Raw genomic sequence first — 22,188 nt, forward strand, 5'->3', positions numbered from 1 at the left:
CCATTATAGGTTATGAGCCAACAGCCCTTCTTTACTGGCAAGATAACGATACTTCCGGTATTCTTGCCTGAACCGGCTTAGCTCGGTGATGATTTCCTCTTGCGAAGGATGGTAGCAACGTACCCATCCTTTTATTATCATTTGCTCGAGGGCATCGCGTATCTCATGCTCTTGATAAGGCGTTTCGCGCAACAAGTGCTCGAAATCTACAAGAAAATAAAGCTCGTCGAGCAGGTCAAATTCTATGGTTGTCATACTTTCACTCTTCTGTCTTTCCATGTATAACTGCTTGTGCGACTGCCCACCCACACGAAATAAGCCGCATAGAAAGGGTACACCAAAAATAAGAGCAGTACGTCTAACAAGCGCACCGCTTGGCGGTGTGGTTTTGATAATGCATACAAAAATACAAATTCAAAAGAAAACTTAACAGCGCACTGCGCCGCGAAATGAACAATACCATAGCCATTTAAAATCAAAGCAGCAGTAGCTGCAAGCCAAGAAAGGTAAAGCAAGCCTATGTATGCCCCCAGCAGCTTATGCATGCCGCTTTGATGATACTTCCATTTGCTAATCCACCGTTTGCGCTGCTCTATCCAGCTGTGCCAGTCATGGCAGGGATGGGTATATACCACCGCTTCCGGGTGGCTCAGAAAACCAACGGGCTTGCCCGGCAGGCGGGCTATCTTTTGCAACAAAAACTCATCGTCGCCGGTGGGTATATGTTCATTGCCTTCGTAACCGCCCACTTGCCAAAAGGCTGCTTGCTCGAAAGCCAGATTGGCACCGTTGCACATGCCCGGAATGCGGCGTTGCAGGAGGGTGGCACCGGTGCCTGTCAGCGCTATCATTTCAAGGCTTTGCAAGCGTTCTACAAGCCGGTTGGCAGGGTGAAGCCGCACAAGCCCGCCTATAAAAGCAAGTTTGTTTTTTTTTCGATGCTTTGTCATTAGCTCCAACCAGCGTGCTGAAGGGCGGCAGTCGGCATCGGTGCAGCAAATAAAAGGGTGCCGGCTGTGTTGAATGCCGTAGGTGATGGCGGCTTTTTTTCCGTGCATGGAGGCGGGCAATGTCAGCACCTTCACAGACAGCCCGGGGTGTCGCCTTGCCCAGTTCTCGGCTATTGCCTTGCTGCCGTCGGTTGAATGATCATCGACCAGGCATAGCTCCCAATAACGTGGGGAGAGGGTCTGCCGTGCCAGACAGTCCAAAAGTGTTTCTATGTTGCTTGATTCATTACGCATGGCTACCACCACCGACACACTGTCTGTTTCATCGAGCGGAAGCGCTTCCATGGCAAGGTCGTTTGAAAGGCGTCTGTTGTGGCGGTATGCTTGTATTATCCATAGCAACAGCGCACAGTAGGGAATCAAAATTCCCCAAAGAACTCCTTCCATCATTGCTTAAAGTTGCAGGTTGTCCAAAAAACGGCTGATAACTCTTTGATAAGTGGCAGCGTGTTGTTCAAGCATGCTTGCTTCGTCGCCCGGGAAACGGTGCAGTTTGTGACCGGGTCCCATGTTTTCTTCATAAAGTTGCAGGCCGTGCCATGCCGGAACATGCAAATGTCCTTCACAAACCAGAAAGAGTTTAGGCGTAGAGCTTCGGTTGAGGTAATGAGCGCTATTGAACGGCACGCTTCCTTTCCGGAATTTTCCGTACAGCCCTGTGGGCATGAAAGGGTGCAGGTCGTCTATAAGCTGCTTGATCGAATAAATGGGGTTGTCTAAAATAAGGGCACCTGCTGCCATGCCCTGAGCGCTTAACTGCAAAGCTACGCTTGCACCAATTCCTTCGCCATAAAGCACGATTTGAGGTGCTTGGGCGTCGGTGTTGTTCAGCAGAAAATAATAGGCTTGCCTTGCCGCTTCATAAAAAGCAGCTTCGCTTGGCTCGCCTTCGCTTAATCCGTAACCGTTATAATCAAAAACCAGCACATTAAACGACAGTTTGCGCCATATCGAAAGGCGCCGGTAGGTCTCGGGATGCATGAACGAATGCCTGCCATCTGCAAAGTAAAGAAGCCAGCGGCGGCTGGGGACAGGTGCGGGTACTATCCAGCCGTACAGCTTTTCTTTTGGGTTGAGAAATTGTATTTCCTGATACTCTATTCTGGCGGGAGGTGCCACCGGGGCAACGTCTTTCCCGGCAAACAGCAGGTCCTGCAGACGGTAATGCATATACAGCCCCACGAATAGAGCTGCCAAAAAAGTAAGCGACAGGGTAGAGAAGGCGAAGCGAAGCATTTTGGAATGAAGGTCTTTTCACTGCAATTTAAATAAAATTGCCGGCAACTTGATGCCGCCCTTGTTTTGAGTTGCGAAAAAAGAAGTAAAAGTGTCTTTATTACAACAATGACTAAAAAACACGAAACGGACGAGGTACTTCTAATAAAGTATCCCGCCCGTTTGGTTCTTTTTTTTTTACCGGAGAATTAATAATCGCCCAGTGTTTCTTCGAGTTGAGCCAAGGCGCGCGCTGCTTCCTCGTCGTTGGGTGCCACGCCATGCCAATGGTGGTCGTTCATCATGAAATCGACGCCGTAGCCCATGATGGTGCTCATGACAATCAAGATGGGTTTCCCCTTGCCGGTAAGTGTCTTGGCATGATAAAGCGTTTCCACTACCTCTTGCATGTCATTGCCGTTCATTTCAAGCACCTGCCAGCCGAAGGCTTCGTATTTGTCACGCAGGCTGCCTACGTTCATCACCTCGTGAACAGGACCGTCGATTTGCTTGTCGTTATAATCTATGATGCCAATGAGGTTATCTACTTTGTGGTGGGCAGCATACATGGCAGCTTCCCATATTTGCCCTTCTTGCTGTTCGCCATCGCCCATCAGTACAAAGACTGTATGCGGGTCATTGTTTAGTTTTTTGCCTTGCGCAGCACCAATAGCCACCGACAGCCCTTGCCCCAGCGAACCGGAAGCCACCCGTATGCCCGGCAGGCCTTCGTGTGTGGCGGGGTGTCCTTGCAGGCGTGAGTTTATCTTGCGGAAGGTAGCCAGCTCTTTGAGGTCGAAATAGCCGCTACGCGCCAATACGCTGTACCACACCGGCGAGATGTGTCCGTTGGAAAGAAAAAAGAGGTCTTCATTTTTTCCTTCCATATTGAAATCCGGATTGTGCTCCATCACCTCGAAATAAAGGGCAACCAGCAGGTCGGCGCAGCCCAAAGAGCCGCCCGGATGCCCCGACTGTGCGCCATGAACCATGCGGATGATGTCGCGCCGTACTTGTGTGGCGATGCGCTCGAGCGTTTTTATATCGTTTTTCATAATCAAAGGGTGCGTTTAAGAAGAGGGTTTTGATTTTTATTGTCACAAAAATAGAAAAAGCCCTTCGTATTGAAAGGCTTTTTCCGTTTTAATATGGGAAGCTTACTTGCCGCGTGCGTCCAGGCTGCTATCTGCCGGATATGTGTTGTTGCTGCGGTCTATATCGGCCATATACTCTTCCGGGTCAATGACGATTTGACGGATGTCGCCGGTAGAGAAGGGGAGCTCAAAAGTATAGGTTGGGTAAACCCACCCCCAGTCGGCTTCTACGTGATAGTTTTTGCCGGTACCTTTTTTGGCCCCGCGCATGATTTGCAGAGGAATATGGAAAATATGCTCTTCGCCGGAGTTGAGCGTTACATGCAAGTCGATGGGCATGGGCATTTCTTTTACTCTGCGCAGGGTGACTTCTGTTTTGTTGCCTTTGCTTACGACCTTATCTATGGCGTAATCTATGTGTTTGGTGGTGTAAATCCAGTACTCTTTGTACCAGTCCAACTCTAAGCCCGAGGCTTTTTCCATGATGCGAATGAAGTCGGTGGGCGTGGGGTGTTTAAATTTCCACGTGTTGAAGTAGTCAAGCATGCCCTTACGGAAAGCTTCTTCGCCAATGATGTAGGACAGCTGACGCAAAAAGATAGAGCCCATCGAATAGCTGGCTATGGAGTAAGCCATGTTGGTGTTGTAATGATCGGCGTGGGTGCTTAGCGGTTCTTGCAAGCCAAACTGCACCAAGCGGAAATAGCCGTTATAGCTGCTTTTGAATGGGTTGGGCGAATTGATGCCCATGATTTTATTGAACACATAGTCTTCGGCAAAGGAAGTGAAGCCTTCGTCCATCCAAGGGTAAAGCGCTTCGTTGGTGCCCAAAATGCCGTAGTACCAATTGTGAATGAACTCATGTGTGGCAACACCTACCAAGCGGTCCAGTGAGCCGTTGCCTACGATGAGCGTAAGCATGGGGTATTCCATGCCGCCGTCGCCACCTTGCACAAAAGAGAACTCGGGGTAGGGGTATTGCCCGAATTCGCGGTTCATGATTTGGAATGCTTCTACCATGTATTGCGGAAGCTTGTCCCAGTTGCCGCTTTGGTTGGCCTCGGCTTGGTAGAAGAAGCGCAAGAGCGGGCCCCCCGGCACTTGTGCCGTGGTGTGTTGGTAGTCGGGGTCGGCTGCCCAAGCAAAATCGTGTACATTTTCAGCTTTGAAATGCCAGTGTAACTTGTCGCCTTGGGGACGCTTTAAAGGCTTGTTTTTGTTTTCGTAGCCGTGCCCCACTTCCTGCGGGTTTTGCAATACGCCGGTAGCCGCTACAACGTAGTTCTTATCGATATGAATGGTTACGTCGAAGCTGCCCCACACGCCATAGAACTCACGTCCTATGTAGGGGTGCGCGTGCCATCCCTGTTCATCGTATTCAGCCATTTTGGGGTACCATTGTGTCATGGAGTAGTCGATGCCTTCGCGGTTGTTGCGTCCGCTGCGGCGGATTTGCACCGGCACCTGGCTTTCAAATTCCATTTCAAAAACAGCCTTTTTGCCGGGGGCAATGGGCTCGGCAAGTTCTACTTCCAGCACGGTGCCCACTACTTCGTATTTGACAGGCTTGCCGTTTTGTTTTAGGCTCAATATCTTATGATAACCTATTTCGTCCTCTTTGAGTTGGGCAATGCGGTCACGCACCCGCGGGTCGGGGTCCATGATGGTGCGTGAGCGTACGTCCATCATGCTGCCCGGCTGAAAGGCATTGAAATAAAGGTGATAAAACACACGGTCGAGCACATCCGGCGAGTTGTTGTAATAAGTGAGCTTTTGTTTGCCTTTGAATTGGTGTTTGTTTACATCAAAATCAATGTCCATTACGTATTCGGCGCGCTGTTGCCAATAGCCGCTGCGCTGCGCAAAGCTTACCGGCAGGTGTAAAACGCTACTGATTAGAAGTAAAAAGAAATACTTTTTCATAGATTTTTGTTTTTTGATAAACAACGAACAATAGTCCGGATTTATTGAATCCGCTAATTTTGCGTGCATGTAGCAATAATACCTACATTTTTTTAAATTAAAGGTAAAGAAAAAAATATGGAAAATCGTCATAATGCCATTCAGCAACCTACTGAGGTGCTCATCAGAGAGTTAGAACTGGAAGAAGCCATCCGGCGCCAGCTGGAAGATGCCCGCATTTATTTTGATTATAGCCTGGTGCAAAATCCGGAGGATGCCAAAAATCCTTTAATAAAGCTCGACCTGATTACCATCAACCCGCAGCATAACCAGAAGTTTTTGTTTCACTCGGTGCGCGGACGTAGCAAAACAGAGCTGCTCGAGCAGATGATGGATTATATTCAGAACTACAAGAAAAACCTTGAGAGCTACGAAATAGAGTGGATGGATGCCCGGCTGCCCGAAAAAGTGCAGGTGTCTTGGTTTCGTGGCAGCGATATTTTCGACGTGCTCAACAAATTCTATTACGACAAGGAGAAGAGCCGCTTCCGTATCTTGAAAATCAAGCTGATGCCGGAGGCATGATGAAGCGCAGCATACTCAATTAGGTAAAAACAAGAAGCCCGGACTGTCCGGGCTTCTTGTTTTTGGAATGACCGTTCCTTCTTTTTTTGATGCTTCAGCCTGTTTTTATTTGGAGTTTCAGAAAGGGCAAAAAGTGAAGATGTGTTTTTATTGCTTTTGGATTTTCTTTTCAGCAGCATTCAGGCGGTGAATGAGTGGATCGGTGGTGGGGTCGGGCGGGAGTGTCAGCAGTTCGGGGGCACGCCATAGGCTGTCGGCAAGTTGTATGTAAAGCGTATCGTGATGCACCCAGCGAATCCATCCTTCCTTCGGAGCATCGCCTACGCGTAACCATTGCTTATATACTTCCTTCACACCAAAGGTGCTTTGGCGGGGGGTGTCCCACGCTACCGGCAGCGCGCTGTTTTTAGGAGATACACGCACCGGATTTTTTTCGAAAGAAAGCCGCTCTACTTCACCGGCAACGTTCAGCAAGTCTTTCCATGGAACGAAGCGAAAGCGGGCAGTGTCTAAAGCGATATAAGCTTTTTTCTGCCATTCGTCGTCATTCAGGGCTACCACATAATGATGGCGGTTCCAGCCCAGACATTTCCAATATACCGTTTTTTCCTGCGGCCGGTTGATATAGGGTGAAGCCTGTGACAAAGAGTTGAGGTCACACACAAGCAGTGTGTCTTGCAGGTTTTTGTCTTTGAAAAAAACAAAAGTGGCGGAGTCGGAAAATGCTTCATGTCGTAAAGCAAGTACACCAACGCCGGCGCGTTGGGCATGAGTGCTGCTGCTATGCTCTTGCGTGGTTGAGTGGCAGGCAAACAAGCACATGCTCAAGAGTAGAAAAAAACATTGTACGCTTCTTTTATTCATGTTTTCCATTCTTTTTTGGATGTGCTGCGAAGGTACATAGACACTTGTTTTGCCGGGTTAAGTAAGTGTTAAGGAATTGTTGAAATCTTTTGATGATTTCGTGTATTTCCGGCCGGTGCGTAACCTTTTTTTAATACACTTTTAATAATGCCTTGCCCGATAAAGCCCGGCTTGCTGCTACCTTTGCATCAGTCAAAAAAACAAACATTAGCCATGAAGAAATTTTTAATGCTTTCGGCCGTATTGGCATTCGCACTTTCGGCTTGCAAGAAAGACGACAAAAACGAACCGGTACCGGTTGATCCCACAGCTACTACCTTTGAAGTAACGACTGACCCCGTAGGTAATGTAGCTGTGAAAATTACTGACAACGGGAAAGGCATCGGTACCCGCACTCTGTACAAAGACACTGTGTACATTTTGGACAACAAAGTGTTTGTAAACGAAGGGCAAACCTTGACTATCCAGCCGGGCACGGTGATTAAAGGAGAGCCGGGCACCGGAGAAGCAGCTTCGGCTTTGATTGTAGCCCGTGGAGGGAAAATTATAGCCAAAGGCACTGCCAACGAGCCCATTATCTTCACAACCCTTTCGGATGATGTAAATGATCCCGATGATTTGCAGACAGACGTTCGTGGATTGTGGGGGGGCTTGATTATTTTGGGCAAAGCCCGCATCAATGACCCCACCGGTGAAAGTGCCATTGAAGGGATTCCTACCAGTGAGGTTCGCGGTCTTTACGGTGGCAACGATGATAACGACGACTCGGGAGAATTAAGCTACATATCTGTGCGCCATGGTGGAGCAGAGATTGGTGCCGGTAACGAAATTAACGGTATCACCTTCGGGGCAGTAGGCTCGGGCACTAAAGTGGACCACCTGGAAGTATTTGCCAACTTTGATGATGGTTATGAGTTCTTTGGCGGAACGGTAAGTGCCAAGTATCTGATTTCGGCTTATTGCAACGATGATGCCTATGACTGGGACCAAGGTTTCCGTGGTAAGTTGCAATATATCGTAACCATTCAGAAGCCCGAAGAAGGTGGGCGTGGTTTTGAGTCAAACGGTGTAGTCAACGACGCTTCTTATAGCTACAACCAAGAGCCGCTTTCCATTCCTGTCATTTCCAACGGTACTTTCATTGGACATGGTCGTAATAGTGGTGACAAGCAGGGGGTTGAGCTGCGTCAGAACTCGGGAGGCAAGTTCTATAACTCTATCTTCTACAACTTCGCTTCGGGTATCCGCATCGACGACGTGTCGGCTGACGAGCCCATCGAGAGCGAAGCACGCCTGGATGCCGGTGATATTGTGTTTGCCAACAACTTGTTCTCAAAAATTGGCAGCGCTACGGACCTGAGCGGCGTAGGTGCCGACAGCCCCGGCAACACGGCTGCCAAAATCACCACCCACTTGCAAAACAACAACAATGCTTACAACAATACGCCCGGCTTGAATGGCCTGAACGTTGCAGCCGGTAGCCAAGGCTTGGATTTAAGCTTGACTTCGGGCGGCGCTGCTGACAATGTGTCTGCTTTCGACGTGAGCACCGTGGATAGCTTCTTCGATGCCGTGAACAAGATAGGTGCTTTTGTGAGTGGCACCAACTGGATGAAAGGCTGGACAGCGCTCGATGAATACGGATTCTTGAAATAAAATACACTATCAAATTAATAACACAAGCGGGGGCAAGCCCCCGCTTTCATACAAAGCAAAAGTAACAAGAAGTAGTTTTTAAAAACTAACAACTAAAAAAATGAAACGATTATTTCTTTTGACTCTGACCTTCTGTTTGTCCACCCTGATGGTGTGGGCGCAGCAGACCGGCACCTTGCGTGGTAAAGTGTATGATGCCGAGTCAGGTGAAACACTCATTGGGGCAACCGTATTTGAACCTACCACTTCCATAGGCACGGCCACCGACCTGGACGGTAACTTTGAACTTACCTTACCTGCCGGCGTCTATACCATTGAAATCTCTTATGTGTCTTATCAAACCAAAAAAATTGAAGGAGTAGAAATCAAAGCCGGCGGAGTGGTTACACTCAATGTGCCCATGGCGGCTGAGGTAACCTCTTTGCAGGAGGTTGTTGTCACTGCCAAAATGGAACAAAACAACGAATCGGCTATTTTGCTTCAGCAGAAAAACGCATCGATTGTATTGGATGGTGTTTCTGCCGAAACTTTTGCCAAAACCGGCGACCGTGATGCCGGGGCTGCCTTGCGCCGTATTACAGGTGTATCGGTAGAGGGGGGACGCTATGTGTATGTGCGTGGATTGGGCGACCGCTACTCTAAAGCCACTTTGAACAGTGCAGAAATTCCCAGCTTGGACCCCAGCCGCAATGCCGTGCAGTTCGATATGTTCCCCAGTAACTTGTTGGATAACCTTGTGGTTTACAAAACCTTTTCTGCCGACCTGCCCGGTGATTTTTCCGGTGGTTTGGTGAATGTGAAAACCAAAGAATTCCCCGAATACTTCACACTGCGTGTGAGCTCTTCCTACGGATACAATACGCAGGCTACTTTTAATCAAAACTTTTTAACCTACCAAGGTGGAAAAACCGACTGGCTGGCTTTTGATGACGGCACCCGTGCCATACCCGCGCCGGCTGCCGGCGATATTCCCAGCGTTGCTTTTGCCAACAATGCCCAAGTGCGTGAGCAGCTGACTACCATCTCACGCAGCTTCAATAAAAACATGGCGCCCATTACACAAGCCCCCTTCTTGAACCAGCGCCACAGCTTCTCTTTGGGCAACCAAACCGACCTGAAAGGGCGTCCTTTGGGATACATCATCGGCTTGAGCTATCAAACAGACAATACCTACTATGAAAATGCACAAATGGGGCGCTACTCTTTTTCCGGTGGCGCACTGCGTGAGTTGCTTTATGCCGACAACCTGCGTTATGGTGAGCAAAATGTGCTCTGGGGCGCTTTGGCCAACTTGTCATACAAAATGAGCGACAACCATAAGTTGAGCCTGAACCTGATGCGTAATCAAAGCGGTACCAAGTCGGCTACTTACTTTGCCGGCCGTAACCCGCAAAACTTCGATGAGTCGGTGGTATTTGAGTCCCGTGTGTTGAACTACATGCAACGCTCGCTTACCAACGCACAATTGAAAGGCGAACACTACCTGCCCGCTTTGGCAAAAGCCCGCATCGAATGGCACACTGCCTACACCTTGAGCAACCAGGAGCAACCCGATTTGCGCATGTTTGCCAATGACTATACCGAAAATAATGGTGTGCGCGAATACTCTATTTCGCCCTCTGTTTATGCCCAGCCCACCCGCTTTTATCGTGATTTGAACGAGACAAACATCGATAATAAACTGAATGTGAGCATTCCTTATAAGGCTTGGGGCAACGAATCCAAATTAAAGGTAGGGGTTTCGGCTTTGATGAAAGACCGCTCTTTCCGCGAACGCCGCCTGACTTATCGCATTCAGAATATATCAGACTTCAAGGGCGACATAGACATTTTCCTTGCCGATGAAAACTTGGGCATCATTGAAGAAGGCAACGGCTATACCATCAAGACGGTCATTCAAGACGACAGCGAGAAACGCAACCAGTACGATGCCCAACAACAAGTATGGGCTGCCTATGTGATGACAGACCTTCAGCTGAGCCCCAAATGGAAAATCAATGCCGGTTTGCGTATCGAAAAAACCTATATGACTTTGGAGAGCTTGGACCCCTCAAAGGGCAAAGCCGAGCTGGACAACCTGGACCCCTTGCCGGCAGTCAATGTGATTTACAGCTTACGCGACAACATGAATTTGCGTGCAAGCTATAGCCGTACCTTGGCACGCCCCACTTTCCGTGAGTTGGCTCCCTTTGCTTCTTTCGACTTCATCGGGGACTTTGTCTTGACCGGTAACCCCAATTTGCGCCGCACCTTGATTGATAACTTCGACTTGCGTTGGGAGATGTTCCCGCGTGCCGGCGAGCTGATTTCGGTAAGTGCTTTCTATAAGCAATTCGACGGAGCCATTGAGCGCGCTTTGGTGCCGCAGGCTCAAAACACCGAGTTCACCTTCCGCAATGTGGACAATGCCTTCCTTGTTGGCACAGAGCTTGAAATACGCAAAGCCCTTGACTTTATTTCACCCGCTTTGCGCCACTTCCAAGCGGCGGTCAATGCCAGCTATATTTACTCGCAGGTGGATATCCCCGAACAAGAATATGCTTTGATTAAAGCAGTGGACCCTTCGCAGCCTTCTACGCGCCCGTTCTTTGCGCAGTCGCCTTATTTGGTCAATGCTATATTGAACTACAACAATGAAGACAAAGGCTTCGATGCCAGTGCCAGCCTAAATGTGTTCGGACCCCGTTTGATGGTGGTAAGTGCAGGGGCTACCCCCAATGTTTACGAGCAGCCTCGTCCGGTATTGAACATTACCTTGCGCCAGCGTTTGGGTGCCAACAAGCAGTGGGCTGTTACTGCCCGCGGCAGCAACCTGCTGAATCCCGAATACCGCATGGTCAATACCTATAATGGCAGAGAATACCCCTACCAGTCATATCGTGTAGGGCAGACCTTCACTTTGGGTGTAAGCTACACCATAGAATAAATCAAAACTACTTTTGCCAAAAAACCTGCTGCATATTGTGGCAGGTTTTTTATTTTTGCGCGCTTGGGTAAAACCGGAAACAAAGTTTTGTATGAGAGGATTTTACACTATATGCCTGTTGGTGCTTTCCAACGTATTTATGACCTTGGCTTGGTATGGGCATTTGAAGTTTAAAGATGTGGCCTGGTTGAAAAACTTGCCTTTGTGGGGCGTGATTCTTCTCAGCTGGGGTATAGCTTTGTTTGAATACATGCTTCAGGTGCCTGCCAACCGTTTGGGGCATATCGAACACGGCGGTCCTTTCAATCTATGGCAATTGAAGGTCCTTCAGGAAGTGATTACGCTCTCTGTCTTCACCGTTTTTATGCTTGTCTTTTTCAAACAAGAGCCCTTGCGATGGAACCATATTGCCGGTTTTGTCTGCCTGATATTGGCAGTTTATTTTATCTTTAAAAAGTAACTTCATTGCCACGCCTATGCTTGCAACACCTTACTATGCCGTTATTTTTACTTCCCTGTTAAAAGACGGGGGGCATGCCGAATATGAAGCGGTGGCGCAACGCATGGTGGAGCTGGCTGCCTTGCAGGAAGGGTTTTTAGGAGTAGAAAGTGCACGCACTTCTGCCGGTTTGGGCATTACCGTTTCTTACTGGCAAGACAAAGAGAGTATTCGGCGGTGGCGTGAGCATGCGTTACACCAAATAGCCATAGAACGTGGACAGAAAGAGTGGTACCGGCACTATTGCCTGCGGATATGCAAAGTGGAGTACCAGCGTTGTTTTTGAGGCTATGCCTTGTTTTTTAAGAGTGTAACTTAAAAATAAATGTATTCATCTTTTTTAGTTTTTTTTCTTTGTCATTTCGAGCGTAAGCGAGAAATCTCTTTCACTTCTTGCCGTGTGGTGAGATTGAGAATTCTCACTACGCTTCGCTCCGTTCGAAATGACATGCTACGCTTTGCTGCGCGAGAAATGAACCAAGGTAATTGATATAATTTGGACAAGAAACCTATCCCCGGTAACGCTCCCGTCTTTTAGCTTACCATTTTACGTACGCGCTTCGAAGAAACCATCCACAGCAATAAACCGCTACACACGGTTATTAAGCCGGCGACAGAAAAAATACGCAGCAGCCAGTTATTGATATCGTCGCGGCTGCGGTAGTCCATGGTATGGGTCATCCATAGAAAATCGAACCAACGCCATGCGCGGTGCCGTATGGTTTGGAATTTCCCGTCTTTGGCAGAAACATAGGCTATGGGGGCGCCGGCGCCCCCATAGTGAATGGCATAAGCAGGCAAAGGGCGTTCGCGGTACTCATGATGGCTGCCTGCTTGGGTAAGGTACTCTACTTGCTTTACTTTTAAATCTGAACTTACATGTTCGCCGGCAAGCTGAATGGCTTCTTGTGGGGTGAGTGTGTCTTTGGGAGTGCCGTTTTTGGCATGATAAAGCCGCTGATTGTTAATAAAATAATAAGGTTGCCCATTGATGACTCTGAAACTTACCTCACGTACCGGCATTACGATTTGAGTGGGCGACAAAAGAGAATCAAAAGCAGGAGGCTCGTAGCTTGTTTTAAGGTGCTCGCCATGAATATGGTCTATGTCTGACCAGCTGAAGTACAGGCCGCTGACAGTCCAAAGTAAGAACTGAATGCCGGTAGCCAAGCCTAAATAGCGATGCCAGCGGCGTATGTGTCTTGTTTGTTTGCCTTGAAATAGCTTTTTCATTGGGTAAAAAATGAGTACGTTTTTTTATTCTGCGGCAAGGCAAATATAGGCAATCGCAGGCAATGAGTATGAATTTTCAAAAAAATTATAAATTTTATCAAAAATCACTTGCGTACTTTTTTGTTAATTATTAATATTGCACTGTTGGTTGAATGATAACATCACGGCATGGAGTCGAAGTCCTATTCAAAAAGAAGTATACCACCCAAGGAAAGGGAAGAGTGGAAAAAAATGATAACCGGTGAAATAGAGCACCACTACAGGAACTTCGTATTGAAATTGGTGCTGACGCAGTTGCGCCGCGAACTGGCGTTCGGTACGGTTACCATGCCGGAAGCCATAGACAGGCTTTATCAGTTATGTGAAAAATATTCATTGGCAGTGCAAGCAGATTGTAAAGAAATATTCAAATCCTGGTAGTTGAATGGAAGGAAAATTATACGATATTACAGATACGATTGATTTGATTGAACAGGGGCGCTTGCTGGTCATTGCCGGGGACGACAGCCTGTTGCAGCGTCTTCCCAAAGGAAACTGGATTGGTGGCAGCAACCCCTATCTTTTGGATGTTGACGGTGGCAAACACAGCCGGGATTTGTTGTATGTGAAGGACTTTACCGGCTTGGCCGAAGCCTACCGTTTTGAAACCTACGATGCACAAACCATAGAACAAGTGGCCACCGATGCCTATGATAACGGACTTATACTGTTGGTCCTGCCTTTCTTCACCGACGTGCACTTTCAGTTTGCCCTCAAGGCACCGTCTTTGCCCAACCAATACATCAACCCACTGATGGGGTGGGTGGCAGGTGTTGATTTCGACAAGGTAGGACAGCAGGCGCCGGCAGTCTATGTGCAAGGGCAGCGTTATGAAGACAAAGGCGTGGCTTTACACATACAGTTGCCGGCTCATAAAGTGGGGCGGGTGGAAATCATCAATGTGTATGAGCAGGGCGAGGGCGATATCATCACCTTTGAGGAGGATGGCTTTTTTCATACGCACTGCCTGGTCAATGGCGAGCGCCGCGATTTATACGAATATATGCTTACTCAAAACAGTTTTTTACCCTTGGTAGCCGATTATACAGGCGCCAAAATCAATGTAGGTATGATAAAAGACGATCTCAATCGCCGGATGATTTTTGCGGCGCCTACGTTTCGCGGGGTGGAATATCGCTTGGCAAAGCCCGTAGAGGGCGACTATGCGAGTCGTTTTTTTGAAGAACTGCGTAAAGAAAACGGCAAGCCGATAGAATATTCTTACAGCTGTCTTTACAATTACTTCAACTTTCAGCTGGAAGGCAAAGCACTGCCCGGCTTCACCGGTGTGTTTACCTATGGCGAAATAGGGTATCATCTGTTGAATGTGACCTTTGTTTATTTAGTCATAGAAGATATGGTGTAAGAGCGTTTTGCTGATGTGTTAAGCCTAAAAATGAGCAAAATCGATAAGAGGCATTCCCTTTGGGTTTGCCCCTTATTTTTTTATTTTTGCTTTGTTGAAAAGCAAGTTGTAAAAATATTTTCCAAAAAAAGCGGTTTTCTTCCTTGTTTGAGTAAGCGTTTTACGCTGAATTTTGCAATTTTGTAAAACATTTTGCTTTCCTTAAAACCAAATGCAATGGGATATTTAGATTATGCCGTATATGTAGATGAAGCTTTTCGTATTTTGGGTATAGACCCCGAGGATGCTCGTGCCGCTTATCCCGGTTGCTGGAGCTTTGAGCGGGGCAGCATCAAGATGGTGATTATGCTCAACACAACACCTACTGCCGATGAAGATAATGAAAACGGCGACACCATTTCTTTCACTTGTAAAATCATGGATATTCCGCGTCGCCGCAAGCGTCAATTCTTTCAGCGTCTTTTGGAGCTCAATCATTCTTTTGTCAATGAGCGCTTTGAATTATTTGCCGGGGAGGTCTATTTGGCAGCTTGCCGCTTTTTGAAAGGGCTGGACCCCGTAGAAGTGGCTTCCATTATGGATGATATGAGCGCCACCGCCGATCAGGTAAAAGAGATGCTGCTGAAAGAGTTTGAAGATGCCATGGGCAAACGCACTACTCGTAGTTCGTAAATCATGCCCCGGACACACCGTTTATGGAGCGCTGCTTTTCAAATGCGGGTTGGCATTGGGAAAGCAGCGCCATTTTTTCCAGTCATAATATTCCAAAGCCGTAAACTGCTTTTTGTAGTCGTAGTGTGAGGGCACCGGATAGGTATATCCCAGATAATGATACGCCTTTCCTTGTTGGCGGGCATAGTGAGCTTCGGCCAGCAGCGTGTAAATGCCCGGACTGTAGGTGGCATAATCCGGGTCAAACATGGCATAAATGGCGGAAGTCGCCGTCCGGCCTACATCAATAAAGCTGGCAGCGATAAGGTGTTCCCGGTCATACACACAGAACTCAAAGACACGGGTAGGACGTTCGGGGTGTTCCGAAAGAAAATCGAACAGATGTGAGGGTACGTGTTCATGGAACCGCTGCTTGTGCTTTTCAAAGAGCAACTGCTTCTGTATGCTGAAACGGAACGGACGCATAACGCTCACAAAGCGTTGATTCCGGCGCCATATTTTTCGTTGTCGTTTTTTCATGACAAAATCCTTGAGCCGGATGCGCAATGGCATGACCGGCACGTGCATGCCCCGGTAGGCCTCCGTAGTATGACGGAAAAAATAGCAACCGAAGTGGCGCCAGCCGTCTGCCAGCAGCCGGTCGAGCATATCGTCTGAAACATAGTCTGTAAAGAAATATTGTTGACTCATGGTGTTTGCGTTGATGGCACAAATGCGGGGATAGCCCGGCCGTGTGTCTTACGGATAAGAGCAGGCAATAGGCGGCTTTTTCCGATGCTGCGTATCGCTATTTCCGTCAATGCAGGTAAGCTTAGCAAAGGTTGAAGCAGACTGCCTGCCCGCATGCGCAAAGCAAATAGCTTTTGCCACTCCTTTTCATAATATAGCCCTGCTTCTGCCAACGAGTACTCGCCACGGAAAAAGCTGTTGAGGGCTTGTGCCAGCAGCAGGGAGGCATGCAATGCCATGCTCATGCCGTTTCCACAAAGCGGGGCAATAACGCCGGCACTGTCGCCAACAGCAAAAAGTCTGTTTTGCCATAGTGTTCTACGCCCCAAGGTTATTTGCGAAATAGTGGTGGCTTTTCCCGGTCCTTTGGCACTCAACAGTTTTTCAATTTGGGGATTTTCTTTCATGATAGCACTTTCCAAAGCCGCCAAAGAGTTGCTTTTCAATCGTCGTTGTGTTACAAGATAGCAAAGACATGCTTTGCCGTCTTCGACGTGTGAACTGCCCAGGTAACCGCCCTTGAAAGTGTGCAATTCAATAGTATGAGGCAGGACCGCCCCGGCCGGAACATGATACTTTATGCCCACATACTGCGCTTTTCCTTCAGACCGCTTGCGCTCTGCACCGGCCGGTGGGTATTTGCCATGTGCCAAAACGGCTACTGTTGACTGCCAGTGCCCGCAAGCCGTATGTACAACCACCTTTTGCGCTTGCTGCTCTATTTGCAACACCCGTTTGCCTTCCATGAGGTGCACACCTGCACGCCGGGCAATTTGTGCCAGCTCTGCATCCAGGTAGTAACGGCTGACACCTATGGCACCCAAAGGAAGGGGGCTTTCTATGGCAAAGCCGGAAGGCGCCGTCAGGCGAAGCCGGTGAATGCGTGGAAACCGCCCGGCGGAAAGGGTAACGCCTAAAGAGCATAAAAAATCGTAGGCTTCCAGCGAGAGATATTCGCCGCATACCTTGTGAAAAGGATATTTTTTCTTTTCAAAAACAGCCACCTGTAAGCCGTTCATGGCCAGCTGTATGCCTGTGGCCAAGCCCCCCAAGCCACCCCCCACAATGATGACATCGAAAAAAGTATTCATAAAAACGGCGTGCCTTTGATTGAATATTTTAAATTTAAGAAAAAAGACTTTTAAATCGGTTTTTATGGATGTAAACATTAAATTTTTGGGTGGGGCACGCAGCGTAACAGGTTCCAAATACCTTTTGGATATTGGCGACTTCCGTTTATTGGTGGACTGCGGGCTCTTTCAGGGCTTAAAGGAGCTGCGCCGGCGCAACTGGCAAGACATAGGGGTAGAGGTCAATACCATCGATGCCGTAATACTGACACATGCGCACATAGACCACTCGGGCTACTTGCCCCGGCTCTGCAAGCAGGGCTATCAAAACCCGGTTTATTGTACCGAACCCACAGCCGCCCTGTTGGAGTTGCTGCTGCCCGATGCCGCCCAGCTGCAAGAAGAAGAAGCACGCTATGCCGCCAAAAAAGGCTATTCCAAGCACAATCCGCCCTTGCCCCTCTATACCACAGAAGATGCACAGGCTGTTTTCCCTTTGATTCAGTCACAGCCTTTCGATGAATGGATAAGCATCCATGAGCGCGTAAAAATACGCTATCGTTATGCCGGCCACATATTGGGCGCTGCTATAGTGGAAATGCTCATACAAGGCGACCACCAGCAAAAGAAATTGGTTTTTTCAGGCGACTTGGGGCGTTATCATGACCCCGTGATGTATCCGCCCGTGCATATCGAACACGCCGACGTTTTGTTGGTGGAATCTACTTATGGCAACCGCCAGGTGGAAAAAGAAGAGGTAACGGAGCGGCTGGCTGCTTTGGTAAACAGAGTGGTGCGTCGTGAAGGCGTGGTACTTATTCCGGCTTTTAGCGTAGGACGCACCCAAACACTGCTTTTTTTACTCACCCGCTTGATGGATGAAGGAAAAATCCCTCGCTTGTTTATTTATGTGGACAGCCCCATGGCCATCAGTGCCACTTACCTTTACAAGAAATATCAAGACTACCACAAGCTGAAAGATGAGGACCTGAACGACGGGCATGACGTCTTCAATCATCCGCAAATTCGCTACTATCGTACACAGCAGGCTTCCATGAGCCTGAATGAATTGCGCCACCCGGCCATTATTATTTCGGCAAGTGGCATGTGTACCGGGGGGCGTATCCTGCACCATCTTTATCATCGCTTGCCCCGCTATGAAGACATGGTTTTGTTGGTGGGCTATCAGGCAGAAGGTACACGCGGGCGCGATTTATTGGAGGGGAAAGAAATGATAAAAATATTTGGCGAGCATGTGCCGGTGCATGCCGAAGTGGCTATGTTGGCCGGCTTGTCGGCACATGCCGACCGTGAGGAGCTGCTGCAGTGGTTGAGTGGTTTTAAAGCTGTACCCAAATATACTTTTATCATACATGGAGAGACACCGGCTGCCACAGCCATGAAAGAGCAAATAGAAAACCGCTTTGAATGGCGGCATGTGTTTGTTCCGAATTTTATGGAATCGTTCCGCCTGTTTGATGGAATATGATTTTTTGAGTGAAATATTTCACCAATCCAATAACTTGATGCTCGCCTTTTGTTTTTTTAAAAAAATAATTATATTACTACATGCATACTTTTACCTAATTCCTGCAAACATAAAAACAACAGAAAATTATGAACCTTATACCAAGCATTCTGCTGAAGCAGCTTTACACCCACGGAAGCCTCAAAAATGTAGCCGGAGGCGTGTCTTTGCGCATCAAGAACCGCTTGAAAGATGCCGATTTGGTGGCTATCAAGCGGGTGAAAATCGATGACAAAGTTTTCGATGCCGACCAAATCACAGTGGACCTGCTGGATGGCAGTCCGCTATTTAAGGCATCGCAGATGAAAGACAAAATTCATTTTCCTTTGCGCAAACAAATAGAACTTACAGTGCCTTGTGAGCCGCTGCCCGAAGGCATGCACCACATTGTAGTGGAATTCAAGGCTTCGCCCTTCGGTAACTTGACCATCAAGACCGACGATGCCATTAAAAAGGAACCTCAAGACCTGAAAAAGATACCCCGCGACCCCAACGATGATTACAGCGAAAGCGCCATCAAAGCCCGGCAGAAATTTGTGGAGGAGTTTACCGGCAAAAAGCTGGAGCACATTCCTCACTACTCTTTCGATCCACATATTACACAAGGCAACTGCGAGCATTTTATAGGTGTGGCACAGGTACCCATGGGCATTGCCGGTCCGCTGAAAGTAAACGGCGAGCACGCACAAGGCGAGTTCCTCATTCCGCTGGCTACTGCCGAAGGCACCCTCGTGGCTTCTTACAACCGCGGCATGAAGGTGCTGAACCTGAGTGGAGGGGTTACCTGCACCGTTATTGGCGATGCCATGCAGCGTGCACCGGTATTTATTTTCGAGAATGCCCGCGAAGCCCGCGACTTCGCCAAATGGGTACAAGACAACTTCGACAACATAGCCCGTGAAGCAGAAGCAACCTCCAGCGTTGCCAAGTTGAAGGAAATAGACACCTACCTTTCAAATAAGTTTGCTTTCATGCGTTTTAACTACTATACCGGCGATGCCGCAGGGCAAAACATGGTGGGGCGCGCTACTTTTGCTGCCTGTGGTTGGATACTGGACAACTATACACCCGGCAAAATCAAGCAGTTCTATCTTGAATCGAACTTTGCCACCGACAAAAAAGCATCACAGGTGAACGTGATGAGAACAAGAGGGAAACGTGTGGTTGCCGAGTGTACCGTAAAGCGGGAGGTTTTACAGCAAATCATGCGTGTTGATACCGAAAAACTCTTCTATCATTACAACGTGGCCAATGTGGGGTCTATCCTCTCGGGCGCCAACAACAACGGCTTGCACTCTGCCAATGCCATCACGGCCATGTTTATTGCCACCGGTCAAGATGTCGCCAATGTGTCGGAGTCCTCGGCGGGGGTGCTTTACTGCGAGCTTACGCCGGAAAAAGATTTGTATATGAGCATTACCATCCCTTCTTTGATAGTGGCTACTTATGGCGGGGGCACCGGCCTGGCTACCCAACGTGAATGCCTTGAGCTCTTGGGCTGCTATGGCAAAGGCAAAGTGAATAAATTTGCCGAAATTGTAGCCGGAGTGGTGCTTGCCGGCGAAATATCGCTGGCTTCTGCCATCTCCACTTTCGACTGGATCTCGAGTCACGAGGAATACGGGCGCAACCGTTAAGTTGCCAAAAACACTGTTTTATTGAAAAAGTCGCCTTTATGGCGGCTTTTTTTTATGGCAATACAAGCTCCAAAGCTGAATTTTTAGTTAATTTTGTATAAAAAATAGGACAAAATTATGACGACATCCACCTCCGCATTGACTGATTTCCAAAAAGCTATTTTGCAAGGCATTCCCGAAGAGTTGCCGCCGCCTAAGCCTTATGACCCCAATGTAAACCATGCGCCCAAACGTAAGGATATACTCACCAAAGAAGAAAAGAAACTGGCAGTGCGCAATGCCTTGCGTTACTTCCCCAAAAAGTGGCACGAAGTGCTGGCAAAAGAGTTTGCCGAAGAGCTGGAACGCTACGGACGTATTTATATGTACCGTTTCCGCCCGGATTATCCTATGTATGCGCGCCCGATTCATGAGTATCCGCACCGCTCCAAGCAGGCGGCAGCCATTATGCTCATGATTCAAAACAACTTGGACCCCGAAGTGGCGCAGCATCCGCACGAGCTCATTACCTATGGCGGTAATGGTGCTGTATTCCAAAACTGGGCGCAATACCTGCTCACCATGCAGTATTTAGCCACCATGACCGACGAGCAAACCCTCGTTATGTATTCGGGGCATCCGCTGGGACTTTTCCCTTCGCACCCCGATGCACCGCGTGTGGTGGTTACCAACGGCCTCATGATTCCGAACTATTCCAAGCCTGACGATTGGGAGCGATTCAATGCCTTGGGGGTGACTCAATACGGGCAAATGACTGCCGGCTCTTATATGTACATTGGCCCGCAAGGTATTGTGCATGGCACCACCATCACTGTATTGAATGCCGCCCGCATGGTAAAGCCGGATGGCGACTTTGGCGGTATGTTGTTCGTAAGTGCCGGCTTGGGAGGAATGAGTGGGGCGCAGCCCAAAGCCGCAAAAATTGCCGGTCTTGTGTCGGTAGTTGCCGAGGTGAACCCCAAACCCCTGCATACGCGCCATAAGCAGGGCTGGGTCGATGAAGTCATCGACGACATGGAGACGCTCATTCGCCGGGTGCGCGAAGCCAAAGCAAACAAAGAGGCTGTTTCCATTGCTTATTTGGGCAATGTGGTGGATGTGTGGGAGCAGTTTGCCGAAGCAGGCATACGCATAGAGTTAGGCTCCGACCAAACTTCTTTACACAACCCCTATGCCGGCGGATATTACCCCGTGGGCATCTCTTATGAAGAAGCCAACCGCATGATGGCCGAAGAGCCGGAGCGTTTCAAAGAGCTGGTGCATGCTTCGTTGCGTCGTCATATAGCTGCTGTCAACCGTCATGCAGCCAACGGCATGTATTTCTTCGATTATGGCAATGCTTTCTTGTTGCAGGCATCGCGCGCCGGTGCCGACGTGCTGAACCCCGACGGCACCTTCCGCTATCCTTCTTATGTGCAAGACATCATGGGACCGCTTTGCTTCGATTATGGCTTTGGTCCCTTCCGTTGGGTCTGCACCAGCGGCGACCCGCAAGACCTTGCCACTACCGATGCCATCGCTTTGGAGGTGATGCGCGCCATGTATGAACAAGCGCCCGGCGAGATTAAGCCTCAGCTCAAAGACAATATTTTGTGGATAGAGCATGCACAAGAAAATCAACTGGTAGTGGGTTCACAAGCCCGCATTTTGTATGCCGATGCCGAAGGGCGTATGCGTATTGCCGCTGCATTCAACCGTGCCATCCGTGAGGGACGCATCAAAGCCCCCATCGTGCTGGGACGTGACCACCACGATGTGTCGGGCACAGATTCGCCCTTCCGTGAAACTTCCAATATCTACGATGGTTCGCAGTTCACTGCCGACATGGCAGTGCACAATTTCGTAGGCGATGCTTTTCGTGGTGCCACCTGGGTAAGTCTGCACAACGGAGGCGGCGTAGGCTGGGGCGAAGTTATCAATGGCGGCTTCGGTTTGGTCATCGATGGCTCGGATGATGCCGACCGTCGCCTGCATCAAATGCTCTTCTGGGATGTGAATAACGGCATTGCCCGCCGCAGCTGGGCGCGCAATCCGCATGCCATGAGCACCATACGCCGCGCCATGCAGCAAGAGCCCAAAATGAAGGTGACCATGCCCAACCTGGTGGATGATGAGCTGCTGGAGGGCTTGTTTTAGGGGCGAAGGGTGCCTTCACCATGTATG

The 22,188-nt window shown here is 48.8% G+C and carries 20 protein-coding genes; 11 read left to right on the forward strand and 9 right to left on the reverse strand.

The window, feature by feature from the left end:
* Window positions 1-3: 3 nt before the first annotated feature.
* From K384_RS03120 to K384_RS03140, 5 genes are all read right to left on the reverse strand, one after another.
* Window positions 4-255 (reverse strand): hypothetical protein, encoded by a 252-nt coding sequence (locus K384_RS03120; RefSeq protein WP_038029272.1) that lies wholly within the window; start codon window positions 253-255, stop codon window positions 4-6.
* Entirely contained in the window at window positions 252-1,400 is a 1,149-nt protein-coding gene (locus K384_RS03125; protein ID WP_084147095.1) for a glycosyltransferase, read from the reverse strand. Before K384_RS03125 ends, K384_RS03120 begins: the two co-directional genes overlap by 4 nt.
* A 3-nt stretch (window positions 1,401-1,403) precedes the next feature.
* Window positions 1,404-2,246 carry an alpha/beta hydrolase gene (locus K384_RS03130; protein ID WP_038029277.1) on the reverse strand — a complete coding sequence of 281 codons (843 nt, stop codon included), beginning with the start codon at window positions 2,244-2,246 and terminating at the stop codon, window positions 1,404-1,406.
* A gap of 188 nt (window positions 2,247-2,434) precedes the next feature.
* Complete coding sequence (locus K384_RS03135) at window positions 2,435-3,280, reverse strand: transketolase (protein ID WP_038029280.1); 846 nt, start codon at window positions 3,278-3,280, stop codon at window positions 2,435-2,437.
* Window positions 3,281-3,382: 102 nt separating this feature from the next.
* On the reverse strand, window positions 3,383-5,242 hold the full coding sequence (locus tag K384_RS03140; protein ID WP_038029282.1) for a M1 family metallopeptidase: 1,860 nt from the start codon (window positions 5,240-5,242) through the stop codon (window positions 3,383-3,385).
* Window positions 5,243-5,359: 117 nt separating this feature from the next.
* Here K384_RS03140 and K384_RS13250 point away from each other — a divergent pair, with 117 nt between their 5' ends.
* On the forward strand, window positions 5,360-5,806 hold the full coding sequence (locus K384_RS13250; RefSeq protein WP_051633073.1) for a hypothetical protein: 447 nt from the start codon (window positions 5,360-5,362) through the stop codon (window positions 5,804-5,806).
* Window positions 5,807-5,953: 147 nt separating this feature from the next.
* Here the strand turns inward: K384_RS13250 and K384_RS03150 are convergent, their stop codons facing one another.
* Window positions 5,954-6,670, reverse strand: a complete 717-nt coding sequence (locus tag K384_RS03150; protein WP_157630034.1) for a hypothetical protein — start codon at window positions 6,668-6,670, stop codon at window positions 5,954-5,956.
* Window positions 6,671-6,883: 213 nt separating this feature from the next.
* Between K384_RS03150 and K384_RS03155 the strand changes: the two genes are divergently transcribed.
* The 4 genes from K384_RS03155 (at window position 6,884) to K384_RS03170 (ending at window position 12,037) form a co-directional block, all read left to right on the forward strand.
* Window positions 6,884-8,326 (forward strand): hypothetical protein, encoded by a 1,443-nt coding sequence (locus tag K384_RS03155; RefSeq protein WP_051633074.1) that lies wholly within the window; start codon window positions 6,884-6,886, stop codon window positions 8,324-8,326.
* Between the two features lie 100 nt (window positions 8,327-8,426).
* Window positions 8,427-11,252, forward strand: coding sequence for a TonB-dependent receptor (locus tag K384_RS03160; RefSeq protein ID WP_038029287.1), 2,826 nt, complete (start codon window positions 8,427-8,429; stop codon window positions 11,250-11,252).
* 91 nt (window positions 11,253-11,343) lie between these two features.
* A complete protein-coding gene (locus K384_RS03165; RefSeq protein WP_038029501.1) occupies window positions 11,344-11,712 on the forward strand; it encodes a DMT family protein in 369 nt (122 codons plus the stop codon).
* Between the two features lie 16 nt (window positions 11,713-11,728).
* Window positions 11,729-12,037, forward strand: coding sequence for an antibiotic biosynthesis monooxygenase family protein (locus K384_RS03170; protein WP_038029288.1), 309 nt, complete (start codon window positions 11,729-11,731; stop codon window positions 12,035-12,037).
* 248 nt (window positions 12,038-12,285) lie between these two features.
* Here K384_RS03170 and K384_RS03175 read toward each other — a convergent pair whose 3' ends face one another.
* A complete protein-coding gene (locus K384_RS03175) occupies window positions 12,286-12,984 on the reverse strand; it encodes a PepSY domain-containing protein (protein WP_051633075.1) in 699 nt (232 codons plus the stop codon).
* Between the two features lie 231 nt (window positions 12,985-13,215).
* Between K384_RS03175 and K384_RS03180 the strand changes: the two genes are divergently transcribed.
* From K384_RS03180 to K384_RS03190, 3 genes are all read left to right on the forward strand, one after another.
* The gene (locus tag K384_RS03180; protein WP_038029290.1) at window positions 13,216-13,404 is read left to right on the forward strand and encodes a hypothetical protein; all 189 of its coding nucleotides are present in this window, start codon (window positions 13,216-13,218) and stop codon (window positions 13,402-13,404) included.
* 4 nt (window positions 13,405-13,408) lie between these two features.
* On the forward strand, window positions 13,409-14,389 hold the full coding sequence (locus K384_RS03185) for a DUF6976 family protein (RefSeq protein WP_038029292.1): 981 nt from the start codon (window positions 13,409-13,411) through the stop codon (window positions 14,387-14,389).
* Window positions 14,390-14,605: 216 nt separating this feature from the next.
* Entirely contained in the window at window positions 14,606-15,061 is a 456-nt protein-coding gene (locus K384_RS03190; RefSeq protein ID WP_038029294.1) for a YbjN domain-containing protein, read from the forward strand.
* Window positions 15,062-15,082: 21 nt separating this feature from the next.
* Here the strand turns inward: K384_RS03190 and K384_RS03195 are convergent, their stop codons facing one another.
* Both K384_RS03195 and K384_RS03200 read right to left on the reverse strand, forming a co-directional pair.
* On the reverse strand, window positions 15,083-15,751 hold the full coding sequence (locus tag K384_RS03195; protein ID WP_038029297.1) for a GNAT family N-acetyltransferase: 669 nt from the start codon (window positions 15,749-15,751) through the stop codon (window positions 15,083-15,085).
* Window positions 15,748-16,881, reverse strand: a complete 1,134-nt coding sequence (locus K384_RS03200; protein WP_071837435.1) for an NAD(P)/FAD-dependent oxidoreductase — start codon at window positions 16,879-16,881, stop codon at window positions 15,748-15,750. The genes K384_RS03195 and K384_RS03200 overlap by 4 nt, the downstream gene beginning before the upstream one ends.
* 64 nt (window positions 16,882-16,945) lie before the next feature.
* Here K384_RS03200 and K384_RS03205 point away from each other — a divergent pair, with 64 nt between their 5' ends.
* From K384_RS03205 to K384_RS03215, 3 genes are all read left to right on the forward strand, one after another.
* Window positions 16,946-18,349: an MBL fold metallo-hydrolase RNA specificity domain-containing protein gene (locus K384_RS03205; RefSeq protein WP_038029300.1), complete on the forward strand. Its 1,404-nt coding sequence runs from the start codon at window positions 16,946-16,948 to the stop codon at window positions 18,347-18,349.
* Window positions 18,350-18,477: 128 nt separating this feature from the next.
* Window positions 18,478-20,025 carry a hydroxymethylglutaryl-CoA reductase gene (locus tag K384_RS03210; protein WP_038029303.1) on the forward strand — a complete coding sequence of 516 codons (1,548 nt, stop codon included), beginning with the start codon at window positions 18,478-18,480 and terminating at the stop codon, window positions 20,023-20,025.
* 117 nt (window positions 20,026-20,142) lie between these two features.
* Window positions 20,143-22,161, forward strand: a complete 2,019-nt coding sequence (locus K384_RS03215; protein ID WP_038029305.1) for a urocanate hydratase — start codon at window positions 20,143-20,145, stop codon at window positions 22,159-22,161.
* The last annotated feature ends 27 nt before the right edge of the window (window positions 22,162-22,188 follow it).

It is taken from the genome of Thermonema rossianum DSM 10300 (assembly GCF_000426825.1).
In the GTDB taxonomy this organism is placed as follows: domain Bacteria; phylum Bacteroidota; class Bacteroidia; order Cytophagales; family Thermonemataceae; genus Thermonema; species Thermonema rossianum.